The following is a 20,454-nucleotide window of genomic DNA, read 5'->3' as shown; positions in this document are numbered from 1 at the left end:
CACCCATGTGCAGATCCAGGATCCGCCAGCTTCTGCGGAAGATGCGCCAGTTCGGCCAGAAGAAGGATGGCTCCATCCTGCCCCTGGCGGCCTTCCTGATCGTCATCATGATCGTGATAGCCGGCTCCGGCGCCGATTATGGCCGTGCCGTTATCGTCCGCAGCGCAGTTGCAAATGCGCTGGACGCGGCGGTTTTGAGCGTTGCCCGTCAACTATCAACCACGGTTCTCACCGACAGCCAGATCAAATCCGCGCTGGAGTCTGCATTCAACGCCAACCTGACATCGACAGGCGTGGACAACGTCGAGCTGGCAAATCTGACCTACACGCTCAATCCGGCCGAGGGCATCATCACCGCCAATGTCACAGGGACGGTCAACACCTACTTCGTCTCGATTGGCGGCATTGGCCCGGAAACGATACCAGTAAGTTCCTCATCGCAATCCACCTATTCCAGGTTCGATGTGGAGCTGTCGCTGATCCTGGACGTCACCGGCTCCATGTCAAACGACATGGATGCCTTGGAATCGGCAGCCAAGAGTATTGTGAAGATTCTTCTTGCGGAACAGGACAGCAATTCCCGTTCAAAGGTCCGCATTTCGCTTGTTCCCTATAGCCAGGGTGTAAATCTCGGCGACAAGGCCAAAACCGTCACAAATGGGGCCTCCCTTGGAGCGAATTGTGTGACGGAGCGCATGGGCCCTCAGCAATTTACCGATGCAGCCTATAATTATAACGGCACAAACTCGGAGTTTTTCGGCGGTGGCTCCAACGCCTGCTCCTCCGGCTCGCCACTTCTGCCCCTGACAAGCTCCGCTGACACCCTGGAGACAGCCATAGAAAATCTGGTTGCCAGCGGCGGCACCGCGGGCCAGATCGGCATCGCCTGGGGCTGGTACACGCTGTCGCCAAACTGGTCGAACCTCTGGCCATCCGCCAGTGCACCCTCCGCCTATAACAGCAACAAGGTCAAGAAGATCGCGCTCATCATGACTGACGGCGACTTCAACGATTTTTATGACAAGACCTTGCTGACAAGAGATGTCTGCCGGACGAGGTCTGGCTACACAACAAGGAGTCCGTCCTATAAAGGCTGGAGCAATCATACAACGAGAAGCGGATATTATTGGATATACGAGACATTAACCAGCGGATGCAGCACATCTGCAAAACAATACTGGCTTGGTCAATATTTTAATGACGCAACATATAGCGACCCGCCAGCGGTTCGCGCACGCAGTTTCTGCGATGCCATGAAGGCAAAAAACATCACGATCTATACGGTTCTCTTCCAGAATACCTCGGGCTCACTGCCCTCATCTGAAAAATTGATGAAATACTGCGCCACCAGCGAGGCAACAACCTATTTCAAGGCGACAGACAGCGCGACCCTGATCAATGCCTTCTCGAACATCGCGCGGCAGATCCAGTCGATCTATCTGTCCAAGTGAGCCCCCGCCCGCAGGAAAGGGCACGGCTGAAGACAAAGGGCCCGCAGCGCGGGCCCTTGATGCTTTCATGGTAGGGATCGAGTCCACCGGAGGGGATCAGGCCCGGTTCTGGCGGTTCTCGATCAGGTCATCCACCACTGCCGGATCGGCGAGGGTGGACGTGTCGCCCAGGTTCTCGAAGCTGTCCTCGGCGATCTTGCGCAGAATGCGGCGCATGATCTTGCCGGAGCGGGTCTTCGGCAAGCCGGGGGCAAACTGGATGAGGTCGGGCGAGGCAATAGGGCCGATTTCCTTGCGCACATGCGCCACAAGTTCCTTGCGCAGCGCCTCGCTGGGTTCCTCGCCCGCCATCAGCGTGACATAGGCATAGATGCCCTGCCCCTTGATGTCGTGCGGATAGCCGACGACAGCCGCCTCAGAGACCTTGGGATGGGCCACCAGCGCGCTTTCCACCTCGGCGGTACCCATCCGGTGGCCGGAGACATTGATCACGTCATCGACGCGCCCCGTGATCCAGTAATAGCCATCCGCATCGCGGCGGCAGCCATCCCCGGTGAAATACATGCCCTTGTAGGTGGAGAAGTAGGTCTGCACGAAACGCTCATGGTCACCATAGACCGTGCGCATCTGGCCGGGCCAGCTGTCGAGGATGACGAGATTGCCCTCCGTCGCCCCGTCCAGAATGTTGCCTTCCGCATCGACCACCGCCGGCTGCACGCCGAAGAAGGGCCGCGTCGCCGAACCCGGCTTCAGCGGCGTTGCGCCCGGCAGCGGCGTGATCAGAATGCCGCCGGTTTCCGTCTGCCACCAGGTGTCGACGATCGGGCAGCGCTTGTCTCCGACCACGTTGTAATACCACATCCAGGCTTCCGGATTGATCGGCTCGCCGACCGAGCCCAGCAGGCGCAGGCTTTCGCGCGAAGTACGGGTGACATGCTCGTCCCCTGCCCCCATGAGGGAGCGGATCGCCGTCGGCGCAGTGTAGAAGATGTTGACCTTGTGCTTGTCCACCACGTCCCAGAAACGGCCTGCGTTCGGATAGGTCGGAATGCCCTCGAACATCAGCGTCGTCGCGCCATTGGCGAGCGGACCATAGACGATGTAGCTGTGGCCGGTGACCCAGCCCACATCCGCCGTGCACCAGTAGATGTCACCTTCGTGATAGTCGAAGACATACTGATGCGTCATCGAAGCATAGACGAGATAGCCGCCGCTGGTGTGCAGCACGCCCTTGGGGCTGCCGGTGGAGCCTGAGGTGTAGAGAATGAACAGCGGATCTTCCGCATTCATCTCCGCCGGGGTGTTTTCGGCAGAAACCTTGGCCGCTTCCTCGTGATACCAGACATCGCGGCCACCGGTCATGGCAACGGCGCCGCCCGTGCGCTTCACCACGATCATCGTATCCACTGGCGCCTTGTCGGCCGCCCGGTCGGCATTGAGCTTCAGCGGCACGGTGCGGCCGCCGCGCAGGCCTTCATCGGCCGTAATCAGGCAGGTGGACTTGCAGTCGGCAATGCGCTGCGCCAGGCTGTCCGGCGAGAAGCCGCCAAAGACGATGGAGTGGACCGCGCCAATGCGGGCGCAGGCCAGCATCGCATAGGCCGCTTCCGGGATCATCGGCAGATAGATGGTCACCCGGTCGCCCTTCTTCACCCCATGGGCCAGCAGCACATTGGCGAAGGTGCAGACCTCGCGGTGCAGGTCCTTGTAGGTGATGATCTTGTGGTCCGCCGGATCATCACCTTCCCAGATGATCGCCGGCTGATCGCCGCGCGTCTCCAGATGCCGGTCGATGCAGTTGGCCGAGACGTTCAGCGTGCCGTCCTCGAACCATTTGATCGAGACATTGTGCGGGTCGTAAGAGGTGTTCTTGACCTTGCTGAAGGGCTTGATCCAGTCGATGCGCTTGCCGTGCTCCCCCCAGAAGCCTGCAGGATCATCAACCGATTTCCGGTACATTTCCAGATATTTGGCGTTATCGGCGAGCGCACGCGATGCGACTTCGGCCGGAACCGGAAAAACGTTATCCGACATGCCTTCCTCCCAGGATGAAACAGGCGGGCATGCTCTTGGCGGCAGCCCGCATTCCGGGCGCATTATGCTGCCGGGATGCAGGCAGGTCTATACGGGATCGCTCGAACTTTCGTAGAGTCTGCCGTGACTTGTGCCGAAACTGCTACATAATGCCGGGATTGCTGCGGCAGGATCCGTTTAACCTCTGCCTCCAAAGATGGCCGAACCGACGCGCACATGGGTGGCGCCGAAGGAAACAGCAATCTCATAGTCGGACGACATGCCCATGGAAAGCTGCGTCAACCCATTGCGGCGGGCGATCTTTTCCAGCAGCGCGAAATGCGGACCGGGCGCCTCATCGACGGGCGGGATACACATCAGGCCAATCACGTTGAGGCCGATCTCTTCCCGGCACAAACGGATGAAGTCATCCGTCTCCTTCGGCGCGATGCCGGCCTTCTGCGGCTCCTCCCCGGTGTTGACCTGAATGAAACACGGCAGGTCCCTGCCCTGCGCCGTCATTTCGGCCTTCAGCGCCCGGGCGATCTTCTCCCGGTCGATGGTGTGGATCACGTCGAAGGTGGCAACCGCCTCCTTCGCCTTGTTGGACTGCAGCGGACCGATGAGATGCAGTTCGATGCCGGGATAGTCCGTCCGCAGCTGCGGCCACTTGCCCATGGCTTCCTGCACCCGGTTTTCGCCGAAGACGCGCTGGCCTGCGTCCAGCACCGGGCGGATATCTTCCGCCTCGAAGGTCTTGGACACGGCCACAAGGCAGACGCTGCCTGCCTCCCGGCCATGCGCGGCCTCCGCCTCGCGGATACCGGAGAGCACATCGTTGAGCTGGGCGGCGGCGCTGTGAGCCATGTCATGATCCTGATCGCAAGGGAAACGGGCCGAAGAATGCCAATCCGGCCATGGTATAGGGCGCGGGCAAGGCCGGTTTCAAGAGTTGAGCCGGGCCATGGCCTGACGCGCCTGCGAAATAAGCCGCTTTTCCTGCCAACCGTGTTGACCCATGAGGGAATTTCTGGTGACAGTCCCGCAGACATGTTTTTGGTTTGTGCGCCGCCTCCCGGCGCGCAGACATCTGGTTTGCGCGCTCTCCCGCGCGCGAATTTACGGTTTGCGCGCTGACCGCGCGCGGGTTCTTGGTTCATGCGCCTTGAGGCGCAGGGGTTGAAACGGCGGAATTGATGGCAACGGAACGCTATAACGCGCGCGAAGTGGAAGCGCGCTGGCAGAAGCTCTGGGATGAGAAGGACGTGTTCAAGACGTCCAACGACGATCCGCGCGAGAAGTACTACGTGCTGGAGATGTTCCCCTATCCGTCCGGCCGCATCCACATGGGCCATGTGCGCAACTATGCCATGGGCGACGTTGTGGCCCGCTACAAGCGCGCCAGAGGCTTCAACGTTCTGCACCCGATGGGCTGGGACGCCTTCGGCATGCCGGCCGAAAACGCCGCCATGCAGAACAACGTCCATCCCAAGGACTGGACCTACGAAAACATCGCCTTCATGCGCGGCCAGCTCAAGATCATGGGCCTGTCGCTGGACTGGAGCCGCGAGTTCGCCACCTGCGACGTGGAATATTACACCCAGCAGCAGCGCCTGTTCCTGAAGTTCCTTGAGGCCGGTCTCGTCTACCGCAAAAAGTCCAAAGTCAACTGGGACCCGGTCGACATGACCGTACTGGCCAACGAGCAGGTGATCGACGGCCGCGGCTGGCGCTCCGGTGCCTTGGTCGAGCAGCGCGAACTGACCCAGTGGTTCTTCAAGATCACCGATTATTCCGAGGATCTGCTGGAAGCGATCGACACGCTCGACCGCTGGCCGGAAAAGGTCCGGCTGATGCAGAAGAACTGGATCGGCAAGTCGGAAGGCCTGCGCGTCCGCTTCGAGTTCACAACGCCTGCTCCGACCGGTGACAAGACCCTCGAAATCTTCACCACCCGTCCGGACACCCTGTTCGGCGCGTCCTTCATGGGCCTGTCACCGGATCATCCGGTTTCTGCAAAGCTTGCCGAAACCAATCCGCAGATTGCAGCCTTCATCGAGGAATGCCGCCGCATCGGCACCTCGGCCGAGGCCATTGAAACGGCGGAGAAGAAGGGCATCGACACGGGCCTGCGCGTCAAGCATCCGCTGGATGCGTCCATCGAGCTGCCGGTCTATATCGCCAACTTCATCCTGATGGACTACGGCACCGGCGCCATCTTCGCCTGCCCGGCTCACGATCAGCGCGACCTTGACTTTGCCCGCAAGTATGGCCTGCCGGTGCGCCCCGTGGTGCTGCCGAAGGATGCGGATGCGGCCAGCTTCACCGTCGCCGATGTGGCCTATACGGATGACGGCACCATCTTCAATTCCGGTTTCCTCGACGGCCTCAGCATTGCGGACGCCAAGGACACGGTGGCGAAGAAGCTGGAAGCCGTCGAGATCGATGGCGCGCCTCAGGCTGCCCGTCAGGTGAACTACCGCCTGCGCGACTGGGGCATCTCGCGCCAGCGCTACTGGGGCTGCCCGATCCCGGTGATCCACTGCGATGACTGCGGCGTGGTGCCGGAGAATGATGCGAACCTGCCGGTCAAGCTGCCGGACGACATCAACTTCGACAAGCCGGGCAACCCGCTGGACCGCCACCCCACCTGGCGTGACTGCAGCTGCCCGAAATGCGGCAAGCCGGCCCGGCGCGAAACCGACACGATGGACACCTTCGTGGACAGCTCCTGGTATTTCGCCCGCTTCACCGCCCCGCAGTGCGATCAGCCGACCGATCCGGCTGCCGCCAACGGCTGGCTGCCCGTGGACCAGTATATCGGCGGCATCGAGCATGCGATCCTGCACCTGCTCTATTCGCGCTTCTTCACGCGCGCGATGCAGAAGGTCGGCGCGCTTGATCTGAAGGAGCCGTTCAAGGGCCTCTTCACGCAAGGCATGGTGACGCACGAAACCTATAAGAGCGCGGAAGGCAAGTGGCTGAGCCCGGCCGAGATCCGCTTTGTGGAAGGCACTGAGCGCAGCGCCGTGGAAGTTGCCACCGGCGCTCCGGTCACCATCGGCTCCATCGAAAAGATGTCGAAGTCGAAGAAGAACACGGTGGACCCGACCGACATCATCGAAACCTACGGCGCCGATACGGCCCGCTGGTTCATGCTGTCGGATTCGCCCCCCGAGCGTGACGTGATCTGGACCGAGGAAGGCGTTCAGGGTGCCTGGCGTTTCGTCCAGCGCGTCTGGCGCCTCGTGGGCGAGATCGCCGCCACCCCGGCCCGCAGCAGCACGGCACCGGAGTTCAGCGATGGCGCGCTGGAACTGCGCCGCGCCACGCACAAGACGCTGGCAGCGGTGTCGAAGGACATCGAGACCCTGTCCTTCAACCGGGCCGTCGCCCGCATCTATGAGCTGGTCAACCAGATCGGCAAGACGGTGCATGGCGGACTGACCTTCGAGGACGTGTCCTGGTCAGCGCGCGAAGCAGCCGAATGCCTCGTGATGATGATGGCCCCGATGATGCCGCATCTGGCCGAGGAATGCTGGAAGGAACTGGGCCACACCGGCCTCGTTGCCGAGGCCAGCTGGCCGGCCGTGGACGAAAGCCTGCTCGTCGAAGACAGCATCGTCCTGCCGATCCAGATCAACGGCAAGAAGAAGGGCGAGATCACCGTTGCACGAGACGCTTCCAACGAGGTGGTCGAAGCAGCTACTCTGGCCCAGGATTTCGTCCAGAAGGCGCTCGAAGGGCGCCCGCCCCGCAAGATCATCGTGGTGCCGCAAAGGATCGTGAATGTCGTTGCCTAACGCCTCTGGCCGCACTGGCGGCACCAAACTGACCCTTGCCCTGCTCGTTGCCGGCGCCGCCCTTCTGGGCGGCTGCCAGGTGCGCCCGCTCTATGGCAGCCTGACACCCGGTGATGCCTCAACGGCGTCCCATGTGCAGAATGACCTGGCAGCCATCCGGATCGACACGATCGATACGCTCGGTCCCAATACGAGGCGGGTGCTTCTGACGGAGCTGATGTTCAACTTCGAGCGAGGCAATTCAACGGCAGAAAAGAAATATGACCTGAGACTCGTCGGCAATGTCAGCTCCACGTCCATTGGCGTCGAGCAGCTGGCCGATGTCCCGGCCTCCTATACGATGACGATGAATGTCACCTTCGTGCTCTATGAAAGGGCTACACAGCGCACGCTGATGACCGGCAAGTCCTTTGCCAGCGCCTCCTATGACTTCTCCAGCCAGCGTTTTGCCAACCTGCGCGCCCAGCGGGATGCGGAAGAGCGTGTGGCCAAGCAGGTGGCACAGGACATGACGGCACGTCTTGCCGGCTATTTCGCCACGCGCAAGTAAGGACAGGTTTCCGTGGTCGCGCTCAAAGCCGGTGACATTGACAGGTTTGTCGCCAAGCCTCCGGCCAGCGTCCACGCGATCCTCATCTATGGCCCTGACACGGGCCTGGTGTCCGAGCGGGCCCAGGCCCTTGTGGCCGCCGTCAGCGACGGCAACAACGATCCCTTCAGCCTCGCCAAGATCGATGCCGGTGACATCGTTTCAGACCCGAATCGTCTGATCGACGAGGCCCTGACCATTCCCCTTTTCGGCGGCAAACGCACCATCTGGGTCAAGGATGGCGGCGGCAAGAACCTGTCTCCGGCCGTCACGCCGGTCCTTGCCCTCACGGATTGCCCGGCCGTGGTCGTCATCGAAGCCGGCGACCTCAAGAAGGGAACGGGCCTGCGCAAGCTTTTCGAGGCCGACAAGCGCGCTGTTGCCATTCCCTGCTATGCCGACACCGCCCGTGACCTGGAAGCGCTCATAGACGAGGAAACCCGCCTTGCCGGGCTTACCATCAGCCGCGAGGCCCGCCAGAGCCTGCACGGGCTTCTGGGCGGCGACCGGATGGCCAGCCGGGGCGAGCTGCGCAAGCTGTGCCTCTATGCCCTCGGCAAGGGCCGTATCGAGACGGACGACATCGAAGCCATCATCGGCGATGCCTCGTCCTTCGAGCTATCGGAGCTGATTGATGCGGCTGCAGGCGGCGACCTTGCCGCCCTTGATCACGGCCTTGAACGGCTGGAGGCGGCGGGCAGCAATGCCTCCGTCATCGCCGGTCAGGTGCTCGGCCACTTCCAGTGGCTGCACCGGCTGCGGGCAGACGTGGATTCCGGCGGACAGGCCGCCACTATCATCGAGAACGTCAAGCCGCCGGTGTTCTTCAAGCGCAAGGCCGCCCTCACCCGCCAGCTGTCCATCTGGGCCGCGCCCGATCTGGAACGGGCCATGACACGGCTTGCAGAAACCATGCGCACCGCCCGCCTGAATGACCGGATCGGCATGCCGGTTCTGTCCGAAACGCTACTGACCCTCGCCCGCGTCGCCCGCGCCCGCAGCGCCTCGCGCCGCTGATCTTCCCCTATACGCAAAACGGTCCGGATTTACATCCGGACCGCTTCCGATTCGATTTCGTTAACGCACGTTAACGCGTCTCGATACCCAGCTTGCGGCACAGCTCATCCAGCTGCTCCAGCGAGGCATATTTGATCTTCAGCTCGCCCGCATCCTTGCCCGGCTTGTGGCCGATGGCGACCTTGAGGCCCAGCGTATCGGTCAGCCGCTTTTCAAGGGCACGGGTGTCTGCGTCCTTTTCGGCCCGGGTCACCGGGTCCTTGGGGCCGGAGAGCTTGGAGAGGATTTCCGGGTCCTGCGCCAGCTTCTCCGCGTCACGGACGGACAGGCCCTTCTCCACGATCAGCTCGGCCAGAGCCGAAGGATCCTCCAGCGTGATCAGCGCCCGGGCATGGCCGGCGGTAATCAGGCCTTCGGACAGATAATCCTTCACCGCATTGGGCAGCTTCAGCAGGCGCAGGGTGTTGGCCACGTGGCTGCGGCTCTTGCCGATGAGCTTGGCAAGTTCGCCCTGGCTGTAGTTGAACTCGGCCGTCAGCTGCTCATAGCCGAGCGCCTCTTCGATCGGGTTGAGATCCGCGCGCTGCACGTTCTCGATGATCGCCAGTTCCAGCGCTTCCTGATCGGTGATGTCGCGGATGATCACCGGCACTTCATGCAGGCCTGCGCGCTGCGCCGCCCGCCAGCGGCGTTCACCGGCGATGATCTCGAAATGGTCCGGCTTGCCCGCCGCCGGGCGCACGAGGATCGGCTGGATGATGCCCTTCTCCCGGATGGAGTCGGTCAGTTCCGTCAGATCCTTCTCCACGAAGGTCTTGCGCGGGTTGCGCGGGTTCGGCTCAAGGAATTCGACCGGCACCTTGCGCGAGTCCCGCGGCGGCGCCTTGTCCGCGCTCTGTGCCGCCGGTTCTGCAGCCGTGGTAATGCCCGCATCACCGATCAGGGCTGCCAGCCCGCGTCCCAGCCGCTTGTTGCGTCCGCCTTCTTCCGCCATTGGTCTTCTCCGCTTGCGCGTCACATCATACGAATGAAAGAACGCGGGCCCTGCCCTCACAGGGGCTTTGCTCCGCGTTCCATGAAACTTTCAAGCCTGTGCCGTCAGCCTCAGGCTGCCACTTTCCGCAGCTCCCGCTCGCGCTGGATGATCTCGGACGCCAGCCGCAGATAGGCCTGGCTGCCTGCGCATTTCAGATCATAAAGCAGCGCCGGCTTGCCATAGGACGGGGCTTCCGAGATACGCACGTTGCGCGGGATGATGGTCTCATAGACCGCATCCCCCATCGTCTCGCGCACATCCGCCACCACCTGGCTGGAGAGGTTGTTGCGGCTGTCATACATGGTCAGGACGATGCCATGGATGGTCAGCTCGTTGTTCAGCGCATTGCGCACCTGCTCCACCGTGGACAGCAGCTGCGACAGACCTTCCAGAGCGAAGAACTCGCACTGCAGCGGCACCAGAATGGAGTGCGACGCCGACAGGGCGTTGATCGTCAGCAGGTTCAGCGAGGGCGGGCAGTCCACCAGCACATAGGTGAACTTCAGCTCCGCAAACAGCGCCGACGTTGCAAACCGCTCGATGGCCTTGCGCAGCCGGTAGGCCCGGTCGGCGCTGGAAGCGATTTCCAGCTCTAGGCCGAGAAGGTCCATGGTGGACGGCGCGACCCAGAGGCGCGGCACAGCGGTTTCCTTCACCGCCTCTTCCAGCGAACAATCGCCGCAGAGCACGTCATAGGTCGAGAGATTCCGGTCGCGCCGGTCAATGCCAAGACCGGTGGAAGCGTTACCCTGCGGATCGAGATCGATCACCAGAACGCGTTCGCCAATGGCAGCCAGCGCGGTGCCAAGGTTGATGGCAGTCGTGGTCTTGCCCACACCGCCCTTCTGATTGGCCAAAGCCAGCACGCGCGGCAATTCAGGAAGCCTGCTCATCTATGGGATCCTTCCTTGATGGAACCGGCCTCGTTGGATCGGGGCGACACGCTGGAGAGGGTCAGCATGCGGCTCTCGGGATCAATGAGACTGGTCCGTTCTACCAGATCAAAACTCCAGGCGTGAGACGCTTCATCAATCTCCCGCTGAAAATCGCGCCCTTTGTGGAAAACAGCCACAGCTCCCTCCGCGAGGAAGGGATGGGAATAGTCCAGAAGCTCGGCCAGAGAAGCCAGCGCCCGGGCGGAAACTGCATCCACCTTGCCATGGGGCCATTGTTGCGCCACCGATTCGATCCGCTCCGGCATCACCGTGCCTTTCGAACCGGTCTCGCGCAGCGCCGTGCGCAGGAAGGCTGCCTTGCGCTGATTGCTCTCGACGAAATAGACATGGGCCTCCGGCACATCGGCCAGGAGGATGGCCGTGACGATACCGGGGAAGCCTGCCCCGCTGCCAAGATCCACCCAGCGCCTTGCCTGCGGCCGGCACAGATGCGGCTGCAGGCTGTCCGCCACGTGCCGCCGCCAGATCTCCGGAATGGTCGAAGGCGCAATCAGGTTCTGGGCCGGCTGCCAGCGCAGCACAAGATCCACATAGATCTTCAGCCTCTCCTCAGTTTCACGTGAAACAGACAGAAACTCTTGCAGGATCTGGGGGCCATCCCTCAGGTTCTTCACAGCCATATCCACAGGTCCTTCAGGCGGCGCCGCGGCGTTCATGCCGCTTCACTTGAGACAGAAGCAGCGTCAGCGCGGCAGGCGTCATGCCATCCATGCGCGCCGCCTGCCCCATTGTACCGGGCCGCACCAGTTCCAGCTTCTGCCGGACTTCATTCGACAGACCGGCGAGAGCGGAGAAATCAAAGTCCTCCGGAATGGCCAGCGCCTCATCCCGGCGCAGAGCGGCAATGTCAGAAGCCTGCCGGTCGAGATAGACCGAGTAGAGCGCATCCGTCGCCACCTGTTCGGCAATGGCAGGTTCTACGCCTGCCAGCTCCGGCCACACACCGAAGAGCCGGTCAATGGTCATGTCCGGATAGGCCAGCAGATCGAAGGCACTGCGGCGCACCCCGTCCTGGTTGACCGGCAAGCCATGCCTTGCCGCTTGCGATGGGGTCACCGTCAAACCCTGCATCAGCTCACGGGCCGCCTCAAGCTTACCGAGCTTTGCGTCAAAGGCCTCACGCCGGTCACTGCCGATGCAGCCCAGATCCAGACCGGCCGGCGTCAGCCGCTGGTCCGCATTGTCGGCACGCAGGGACAAACGGTATTCCGCCCGCGAGGTGAACATGCGGTAGGGCTCGGTGATGCCGCGGGTGACCAGGTCATCGACCATCACGCCGATATAGCCCTGCCCCCGGTCCACCACGAAATCGCGCGAGCCGCCCGATGCCACAAGCGCGGCATTGAGACCGGCGAGTAGGCCTTGCGCGCCTGCCTCTTCATAGCCGGTGGTGCCATTGATCTGACCGGCCAGGAACAGCCCCTTGCAGCGCTTGGCCTCCAGCGTCGTCTTCAGCTCGCGCGGATCGACGTGATCATATTCGATGGCATAACCGATCTGCAGCACCTCGACCTTTTCAAGACCGGGGATGCTGCGCAGGAACGCATGCTGGGCATCTTCCGGCAGCGAGGTGGAAATGCCGTTCGGATAGATGGTGTGATCATCCAGCCCTTCCGGCTCCAGGAAAATCTGATGCCCGTCGCGGTCACCGAAGCGGACGATCTTGTCCTCGATGGACGGACAGTAGCGCGGCCCCCTGCCCTTGATCTCGCCAGAGTACATGGCCGAGCGGTGAAGGTTCTCGCGGATGATGCGATGCGTCTCTTCCGTGGTGCGGGTGATATGGCACGGCACCTGCGGCGTAGTGATCGCCGTTGTCAGCGTCGAGAACGGCACCGGCTCGTCATCACCCGGCTGTTCCTCCAGCCGCGCCCAGTCAATGGTCCGGCCATCGAGGCGAGCGGGCGTACCTGTCTTCAGGCGGCCGAGCGCAAAGCCGATGGCTTCCAGCGATGCCGAAAGGCCCATCGCGGGCTGCTCACCCACCCGGCCTGCCGGGATCTTACGGTCACCGATATGAATGAGCCCGCGCAGGAAGGTGCCGGTCGTCAGGACCACCGCGCCACAAATGATCCACCGGCCATCCGCCAGCGTCACCGCCGAGACCCGGCCATCCGTAGTCTCGAGGCCATGCGCCTCGCCTTCGACGACCGTCAGGTTCGGGATCGCGCGGATCTCTTCCTGCATCGCCGCCCGGTAGAGCTTGCGGTCTGCCTGAGCCCGGGGGCCTCGCACCGCAGGCCCCTTGCGCCGGTTCAGCAGCCGGAACTGGATCCCTGCCCTGTCGGCAACCCGTCCCATCAGACCATCCAGCGCGTCAATCTCACGGACGAGATGCCCCTTGCCGAGGCCGCCAATCGCCGGATTGCAGGACATGACACCGATGGTTTCGAACTTGTGTGTCACCAGCGCCGTGCGCGCACCCATGCGCGCGGCAGCCGCAGCCGCCTCACAGCCCGCATGCCCGCCGCCGATCACAACCACATCAAAGGTCAGAGACTGATCCATCGCCATTCAAATCCCGATCCCGGACGGGCACATGACTGCGCCCGCCAGCGTCGATCACCAGACAAAAGAAAATCACATCACAGCCGGCACCCGAGACCCCTCACAAGGAGCCACCAGAAAACAGACCGGCCAAACTGGCTTCCTTATACGGAAATCACCTGCCAGGGGTCAAAGCTATTTCACGTGAATCACACCAGCGAGGCCGGAACGGATTCACGTGAAACATCCATCACGGCTCAGATATGATTCACGTGAAACACCCTCAAGGCACATTCCGGAGGAGAGATGATTCACGTGAAACAGGCAGATCCATTCATCGAAACCGGAGCCGAACCGGATTCACGTGAAACACCTCGCCTCACTTGCCGATGCAGAATTCCCGAAAAATCACATCCAGCAGATCTTCCACATCGATCCGGCCGGTGATCTTCCCCAGCGCATCAGCGGCCCGGCGCAGGTCTTCAGCCCGGAGTTCGGCCGGAAGATGATCCCGGCTCACCGCATCCTGCAGGGCGGCCAGGCAATCAGTGAGATAATGCCGGTGCCGTTCGCGGGTCGCGAGTGCCGCCTCACCGCTTCCGAACGTATCAGAAGCAAAACGTCCAAGGGCCTTGAACAGGTCATCAAGGCCGGTGCCTTTGGTTACAGATACAGGAAACTCCTGCATCGTTCCGGAAGAGTCTCGTTTCGCAAGAGTCTCAAGATCAGCCTTGGTGGAGACGATCCAGACCGGAACCGATTCAGTGCGGATCGCCTCCGGCAGCCCTTGCCCTTCATCCTCCGGCAGAGGACCACCCGGCTCCACCGCCCAGAGGATCAGGTCTGCTGCCCGGCCCTTCTCGGTTGCCCGGCGGATGCCCTCCTGCTCCACCCGCCCTGCCCCGCTGCGCAAGCCGGCGGTATCGGCGAGCGTCACCGGATAACCATCAAGGTCGAGGTGCACCTCAATGACATCCCGTGTCGTGCCGGCCTCTTCGGTGACGATGGCCACCTCCCGTCCGGCGATGGCATTCAGGAGGCTCGACTTGCCGGCATTCGGCGCCCCCATCAGGACCACCAGCAGACCATCGCGCAGCCGCTCACCGGAACGGGACCGATTCAAATGGTCTGCCACTTCGCCCTTCAGGACTGCGGCCTCACCCCAGACCGTGTCTGCCACACTGCCAGGCACATCCTCTTCATCGGCAAAATCGAAGTCTGCCTCGATCATCGCCCGCATATGAACGAGCCGCTTGCGCCAGCCCTCATAGAGCCGCCCCAGCGCTCCATCCATCTGCCGGAACGCCTGCCGCCGCTGCGCCTCGGTCTCGGCAGCGATAAGATCGGCAAGGCCTTCCACTTCGGTGAGATCCAGCCTGCCCTTCTCGAAGGCGCGGCGGGTGAACTCACCGGGTTCGGCAGGCCGCATGCCGGGCAGCTCTGCCAGCGCCTTCAGAACAGCTGCCACCACTGCGCGGCCCCCGTGGCACTGAAGCTCGGCAACATCCTCACCGGTGAAGCTGGCCGGACCGGGAAAGGTCAGCACCAGCGCCTGATCCAGCGGCTCCTGTGTCTGTGGGTCCCGCAGCACCCTCAGCGCTGCCTGACGCGGCTGCAGCATGGAACTGCACAGAGAGCCAAGAGCCTCAAAGGCCGACGGGCCGCTCAACCGGATGACGGCAACGCCGGAAGGGAGCGCACCGCTGGAAAGGGCAAAGATGGTGTCCTGCATGAGGGAAGCCTTGGCAGCTGAAAATCCATGCCAAGGCCCATACCTGCTTCGCCCTTCCCTGCAAAGGGGGAACCGCCCAACCAATCCGCATCCGATTCAAATGAGCGGGATCAAATGCACTTCATCCCCTCCATCGTCATCCCGGCCTTGAGCCAGGACCGGTGAGCCGGGGTGCCTGTTGGCTGGCTGTGAATATTCGCCGAAGGGCCTTGGTTCACCGGTCCCGGATCTTCGCTTCGCTCTCGTCCGGGACGACGACGATGGGTTTGACGACCTTCAATACGGACTCGATTCATTTTCTCCAGACATTCCCCGGCATGTTTCACGTGAATCAACGTGAAACATGTTCCGCTCCAAAGGCCTTCCAGTTCTCCCGTGAAAACCGGTAGAGCACATGCGGCAGAAGCGGATGGTCCTCTGGTACGGACGGATGATCGAAGTCATCAGCCAGATCATGGCTCATGCCCAGCCGCTGCATCACCTTGCGCGATGGCGTATTCGTCACGGTGGTGAAGGCCACGATCTCGTTCAGCTGAAGCGTTTCAAAACCGAATCGAAGCCAGCCTCCCGCCGCCTCGCTGGCATAGCCCTGCCCCCAGGCATGGCGGACGAGACGCCAGCCGATCTCGACACAGGGCATGAACGGCACCGGCGCTGGAAACTGCGGACGCGACAGACCAACCATTCCGATGAAAGCACCATCCTCCTTGCGCTCCACCGGCCGGAAGCAGAAGCCATCTGCGGCTTCCTTCTCCCTCGTTCGGGCGATCAGGGTTGCGGTCTCCTCAAGAGTCAACGTCTTGAGAAAATAGCGCATAACCTGCGGGTCGCCGCAGAGCGCGGCAAAGGGTTCAAGATCCTCATCCCGCCAGGGCCGCAACACCAGCCGTTCCGTTTCGATGATCATGGCTGTCTCCTTCCCGAAACTGATTGATACGAAACCGAATCCATAGGCTCAAACAAAAACCCCCGGCCGTTGCCAACCGGGGGTTTGAATGAACCGTATCCGAATCGGATCAGGTGTTCATGCTGTCGAAGAAATCGTCGTTCGACTTGGTCTGCTTCAGCTTGTCGAGCAGGAACTCGACCGCATCGACCGTCCCCATCGGGTTGAGAATACGGCGCAGGACGAAGGTCTTCTTGAGACGCTCCGGCGGCACCAGCAGCTCTTCCTTGCGGGTGCCGGACCGCTGGATGTCGATCGCCGGATAAACGCGCTTGTCGGAGATCTTGCGGTCCAGGATGATTTCGGAGTTACCCGTGCCCTTGAACTCTTCGAAGATCACTTCGTCCATGCGGCTGCCGGTGTCGATTAGCGCGGTGGCGATGATGGTGAGCGAACCGCCCTCTTCGATGTTACGCGCTGCACCGAAGAAGCGCTTCGGGCGCTGCAGGGCGTTGGCGTCCACACCACCGGTCAGCACCTTGCCGGAGGACGGCACGACGGTGTTGTAGGCGCGGCCAAGGCGGGTGATCGAGTCGAGGAGAATGACCACGTCGCGGCCATGTTCCACCAGGCGCTTGGCCTTCTCGATGACCATTTCGGCCACCTGCACGTGGCGGACGGCGGGCTCGTCGAAGGTGGAGGACACCACTTCGCCCTTCACGGTGCGCTGCATGTCCGTCACTTCTTCGGGACGCTCATCGATCAGGAGAACGATGAGATAGCACTCGGGGTGGTTCGTGGTGATGGACTTGGCGATGTTCTGCAGGAACACCGTCTTGCCGGTGCGCGGCGGCGCGGTGATCAGGGCACGCTGGCCTTTGCCGAGCGGTGCCACGAGATCGATGATGCGGGAGGACAGATCCTTGGTGGCCGCGTCGGCGACTTCCATCTTGAAGCGCTCATCGGGATAGAGCGGCGTCAGATTGTCGAAATGCACCTTGTGGCGGGTCTTTTCCGGATCTTCAAAATTGATCGTGTTGACCTTGAGAAGCGCGAAATAGCGCTCACCCTCTTTGGGGCTGCGGATCTGGCCTTCGACCGTATCGCCGGTGCGAAGCGAGAAGCGCCGGATCTGCGAGGGGGAAACATAAATGTCGTCGGGGCCCGGCAGATAATTTGCGTCGGGCGAACGGAGAAAACCGAAGCCGTCCTGGAGTACTTCAACAACACCTTCGCCGATGATCTCAACATCCTGGGCTGCAAGCCGCTTGAGGATGGCGAACATCAGCTCCTGCTTGCGCATTGTGCTGGCGTTCTCGACTTCGAGCTCTTCGGCGAAGGCCAGCAGCTCGGTGGGTGTCTTCTCTTTGAGGTCTTTGAGTTTCATTTCCCGCATCAATAGGGATCAATCTCTGTTGGAGGGTGGGTATGTGAAAAGACGCTTCTGGTTCTGGAATGGGAAAACGGAAACAGAAGTGGAAGCTGTCACGGAAGACCGGTCGAGGGGATAACCGGCTTTGCTTCGGCAGTGGTGTATCCGGGATTTGAGCCTCGGCACACCTTACGTGAAGTTGACGCGGACCATAACTCTTAAAACGAAACCCCGCAAGAGCCTTCTGTTCTCGCGGGGCCGGTCAAATCGATTGTATCCGCTGCGTCAGAACGGCGCGGACATGTCAGAATGGCTTACCAATCACAAGAATGACGATAAGGATCATCAGAACCGTCGGCCCTTCATTGAGGATCCGGTAGAACTTCGCAGGCTTTGTGTTCTCGTCGCGTGCAAATACCTTCACCCGTCCTGCCAGATATCCATGCGCACCGCTCATCAGCAGAACCAGCGTCAGCTTGGCGTGGAACCAGCCGTCCCTGAAGGCATTGATTTCATAGGCAAGCCACAGGCCGAAGATCCAGGAGGCGATCATCGCCGGGTTGATGATCGCCTTCAGCAGCCGGCGTTCCATCACCTTGAAGGTTTCCGACTGCGCCGAGCCCGGTTCGGCGCTGCAGTGATAGACGAAGAGCCGCGGCAGATAGAGCATCCCGGCCATCCAGGCGATGATCGAGATGACATGCAGCGACTTGAGCCAGAGATAGAGATCCATCTTATCCTCCTCAGCCCTGACGGACGCGTTCGACCATCCGCGCCACATGCGCCGGATCGGTTTCAGGTGTTACGCCATGGCCGAGATTGAAGATCAGCGGCCCCTGCCCCAGCGCCTTCAGAACGTGGGCGATGCCCTCATCAAGCGCGGCGCCGCCGGCCACCAGCCGCATCGGATCCAGATTGCCTTGCACCGGGACCTTTTTCTGGATCGCTTGCGCCACAGGATCGGGTGCAGTCCAGTCCAGACCCACCGCATCTACGCCCGTGCCGGCTACATATGCCTCCAGACGGGCCGAGGAGGCCTTCGGGAAGCCGATGATGCGTGCGCCCGGCCTCGCACCCTTCACACCCTCGACAATTGCTCTGGTGGGCTCGATAGACCACCTGCGGAAGCCTTCCTCATCCAGAACCCCGGCCCAGGTGTCAAAAATCTGGACTGCATCAGCGCCTGCATCGAGCTGGCGGATGAGATAGCGGATCGAAGCGGTCACCAGCTGATCGATGAACCGCTGCATCAGGGCCGGATTGCGATAGGCACCCACGCGCGCTGCCGTCTGGTCCTGTGTCGTATGTCCGGCGACTGAGTAGCAGGCAACGGTCCATGGGGCACCGCAGAAGCCGAGAAGCGTTGTCTCCTCAGGGAGCTCGCGGCGCAGCCGCGTTACGGTCTCAATCACCGGATCGAGGTGCTTGTCTGCCCGTGACTGGTCCAGCGTATCAAGGATCGCTTCGCTCAAGGGCTCAAGCACAGGACCACGTCCCTCTTCAAAGCGAACCGGATAGCCAATGGCATCGGGAACGACGAAGATGTCCGAGAACAGGATCGATGCATCAAAGCCATAGCGGCGGATCGGCTGAAGCGTGACTTCGGTTGCCAGATCCGGATTGTAGCAGAAATCGAGGAAGTTCTTCGCCTTTGCCCTGACCTCCCGGTACTCCGGCAGATAGCGTCCAGCCTGCCGCATCATCCAGATGGGAGGCGGCCACAGGCGTTCGCCTGCGAGCACCCTCATGACGGCACGGTCGGATGACTTCATGGCTTTGTCCTTTATCCCAGGCAGGCCCCTATAAAGGGAGTCTCTGATTGATTTGAATCTGTTTCTTATTCTTGTGAGTGGATTACCGGGATCATTCGTTGTCCACAATCGGTTCAGGTCATTTTCGCGCCGGGAGAAAACGCCGCAGTTTCTGGACAACAGATTTTATTAAAATTGTACAGAACCTGTTACCTGAATGAAATCAGAGACATGCCCATTTTTTAAGGATCTCTTAAGGAATTGGGCATGAGTGGATAACCTGTCAGCAACGAGTCAGGCCCATGTTAATCCACATGTGCGGGAAACCGTTTCGGCGCCGGTTGCCGGAAATTTACGCTCTGTTAAGAAGACAGAGCCAGCGGGCATAAGTTTTGGCCCCCAAGGGCAACAAGGGTGACTTGTCCCCGCCCGTCAACAGCGGTGAGGTTTTGTTGTGGGAAAGTCGACACACTACTTTCACCTCCATCTCGTGTCCGATTCGACCGGCGAAACGCTGATGACGGTCGCCCGGGCGGCGACGGTCCAGTATGACGATGTGCAGTCCATCGAACATCTCTATCCGCTGGTGCGCAGCCACAAGCAACTGGACCGGGTGACGGCCCAGATCGAGTCTGCGCCGGGGATCGTGCTCTATACCCTCGTTGATCCGGAGATTTCCGGCCGTCTGGAACGGTTCTGCCGCGAAATCGGCGTGCCTTTCGTCAACATCCTCGATCCGGTCTTTGCCGTCTTCCAGGCCTATCTCAATGTGCCACTGACCCGGCGCATCGGCGGCCAGCACGCGCTGGATGCCGAATATTTCAAGCGGATCGACGCGCTGAACTACACCATGATGCATGACGACGGGCAGATCGCCGGAAAGCTGGAAGAGGCCGATATCGTTCTTGTCGGCATTTCGCGCACTTCCAAGACACCCACCTGCATCTATCTCGCCAACCGTGGAATCAAATGCGCCAACGTGCCGATTGTTCCCGGCATTCCCCTGCCGGACCAGCTTCTCGGCCTCCGCTATCCGCTGGTCGTCGGCCTCATCGCTTCGCCCGAGCGGATCCAGCAGATACGCCAGAACCGGGTTTTGTCTCTGAATGCCGATGGTTACGGTGACACTTATGTGGACCGGCGGGAGATCGCCCGCGAGATTGCCGCGACCCGCCGGCTTTGCGTCGAACAGGGCTGGCCCTTGATTGATGTGACGCGCCGCTCCATTGAAGAGACTGCAGCCGAGATCATGGAGCTGTTCCGGGGCCATCGTCAAACCGCCCGGGAAGCCGGCGGCTTCTAGCGTCAGTCAGGTTCAATCCCGGCCTGACCGAGGCTGGTTTCATTGTTTTCGTTTGTCT

At 61.4% G+C, this 20,454-nt stretch carries 16 protein-coding genes; 5 read left to right on the top strand and 11 right to left on the bottom strand.

From position 1 onward, the window contains the following. Nucleotides 1-5 precede the first annotated feature (5 nt). Nucleotides 6-1,451, top strand: coding sequence for a pilus assembly protein TadG-related protein (locus ACVNHC_RS21750; protein ID WP_457169432.1), 1,446 nt, complete (start codon nucleotides 6-8; stop codon nucleotides 1,449-1,451). A 96-nt stretch (nucleotides 1,452-1,547) separates the two neighbouring features. Here the strand turns inward: ACVNHC_RS21750 and acs are convergent, their stop codons facing one another. Further along, nucleotides 1,548-3,485 carry an acetate--CoA ligase gene (gene acs / locus ACVNHC_RS21745; RefSeq protein WP_058898430.1) on the bottom strand — a complete coding sequence of 646 codons (1,938 nt, stop codon included), beginning with the start codon at nucleotides 3,483-3,485 and terminating at the stop codon, nucleotides 1,548-1,550. 177 nt (nucleotides 3,486-3,662) lie between these two features. After that, entirely contained in the window at nucleotides 3,663-4,331 is a 669-nt protein-coding gene (locus ACVNHC_RS21740; RefSeq protein ID WP_094462552.1) for a YggS family pyridoxal phosphate-dependent enzyme, read from the bottom strand. A 329-nt stretch (nucleotides 4,332-4,660) separates the two neighbouring features. Here ACVNHC_RS21740 and leuS point away from each other — a divergent pair, with 329 nt between their 5' ends. Genes leuS through holA form a run of 3 tightly spaced genes read left to right on the top strand, consistent with a single transcriptional unit; the run spans nucleotide 4,661 to nucleotide 8,873 of the window. After that, nucleotides 4,661-7,267, top strand: coding sequence for a leucine--tRNA ligase (gene leuS, locus ACVNHC_RS21735; RefSeq protein WP_457169430.1), 2,607 nt, complete (start codon nucleotides 4,661-4,663; stop codon nucleotides 7,265-7,267). Further along, on the top strand, nucleotides 7,254-7,817 hold the full coding sequence (gene lptE, locus ACVNHC_RS21730) for an LPS assembly lipoprotein LptE (protein ID WP_058898428.1): 564 nt from the start codon (nucleotides 7,254-7,256) through the stop codon (nucleotides 7,815-7,817). Before leuS ends, lptE begins: the two co-directional genes overlap by 14 nt. 12 nt (nucleotides 7,818-7,829) lie before the next feature. Further along, nucleotides 7,830-8,873, top strand: coding sequence for a DNA polymerase III subunit delta (holA, locus tag ACVNHC_RS21725; protein WP_457169427.1), 1,044 nt, complete (start codon nucleotides 7,830-7,832; stop codon nucleotides 8,871-8,873). Between the two features lie 70 nt (nucleotides 8,874-8,943). Here the strand turns inward: holA and ACVNHC_RS21720 are convergent, their stop codons facing one another. From ACVNHC_RS21720 to hemE, 9 genes are all read right to left on the bottom strand, one after another. Beyond that, complete coding sequence (locus ACVNHC_RS21720) at nucleotides 8,944-9,867, bottom strand: ParB/RepB/Spo0J family partition protein (RefSeq protein WP_123195507.1); 924 nt, start codon at nucleotides 9,865-9,867, stop codon at nucleotides 8,944-8,946. Nucleotides 9,868-9,977: 110 nt separating this feature from the next. Beyond that, nucleotides 9,978-10,802, bottom strand: coding sequence for a ParA family protein (locus tag ACVNHC_RS21715; protein ID WP_019964314.1), 825 nt, complete (start codon nucleotides 10,800-10,802; stop codon nucleotides 9,978-9,980). Continuing rightward, nucleotides 10,799-11,485 carry a 16S rRNA (guanine(527)-N(7))-methyltransferase RsmG gene (gene rsmG, locus ACVNHC_RS21710; protein ID WP_058900585.1) on the bottom strand — a complete coding sequence of 229 codons (687 nt, stop codon included), beginning with the start codon at nucleotides 11,483-11,485 and terminating at the stop codon, nucleotides 10,799-10,801. The genes ACVNHC_RS21715 and rsmG overlap by 4 nt, the downstream gene beginning before the upstream one ends. A gap of 13 nt (nucleotides 11,486-11,498) precedes the next feature. Further along, a complete protein-coding gene (gene mnmG, locus ACVNHC_RS21705) occupies nucleotides 11,499-13,379 on the bottom strand; it encodes a tRNA uridine-5-carboxymethylaminomethyl(34) synthesis enzyme MnmG (RefSeq protein ID WP_457169424.1) in 1,881 nt (626 codons plus the stop codon). A 352-nt stretch (nucleotides 13,380-13,731) separates the two neighbouring features. After that, nucleotides 13,732-15,084, bottom strand: coding sequence for a tRNA uridine-5-carboxymethylaminomethyl(34) synthesis GTPase MnmE (gene mnmE, locus ACVNHC_RS21700; protein ID WP_457169422.1), 1,353 nt, complete (start codon nucleotides 15,082-15,084; stop codon nucleotides 13,732-13,734). 331 nt (nucleotides 15,085-15,415) lie between these two features. After that, on the bottom strand, nucleotides 15,416-15,991 hold the full coding sequence (locus tag ACVNHC_RS21695) for a GNAT family N-acetyltransferase (protein WP_457169420.1): 576 nt from the start codon (nucleotides 15,989-15,991) through the stop codon (nucleotides 15,416-15,418). A gap of 109 nt (nucleotides 15,992-16,100) precedes the next feature. Next, complete coding sequence (rho, locus tag ACVNHC_RS21690) at nucleotides 16,101-17,366, bottom strand: transcription termination factor Rho (protein WP_026355666.1); 1,266 nt, start codon at nucleotides 17,364-17,366, stop codon at nucleotides 16,101-16,103. A 280-nt stretch (nucleotides 17,367-17,646) separates the two neighbouring features. Continuing rightward, complete coding sequence (gene hemJ / locus ACVNHC_RS21685; RefSeq protein WP_457169418.1) at nucleotides 17,647-18,075, bottom strand: protoporphyrinogen oxidase HemJ; 429 nt, start codon at nucleotides 18,073-18,075, stop codon at nucleotides 17,647-17,649. A gap of 10 nt (nucleotides 18,076-18,085) precedes the next feature. Further along, nucleotides 18,086-19,114, bottom strand: a complete 1,029-nt coding sequence (gene hemE / locus ACVNHC_RS21680; RefSeq protein ID WP_457169416.1) for a uroporphyrinogen decarboxylase — start codon at nucleotides 19,112-19,114, stop codon at nucleotides 18,086-18,088. A 433-nt stretch (nucleotides 19,115-19,547) separates the two neighbouring features. Here hemE and ACVNHC_RS21675 point away from each other — a divergent pair, with 433 nt between their 5' ends. Continuing rightward, entirely contained in the window at nucleotides 19,548-20,396 is an 849-nt protein-coding gene (locus ACVNHC_RS21675) for a pyruvate, water dikinase regulatory protein (protein WP_081625996.1), read from the top strand. Nucleotides 20,397-20,454: the final 58 nt, after the last annotated feature.

It is taken from the genome of Pannonibacter sp. Q-1, from assembly GCF_054073275.1.
Note: the sequence above shows the minus strand (reverse complement) of the source record. Positions and strands in the feature narration are given on the sequence as shown.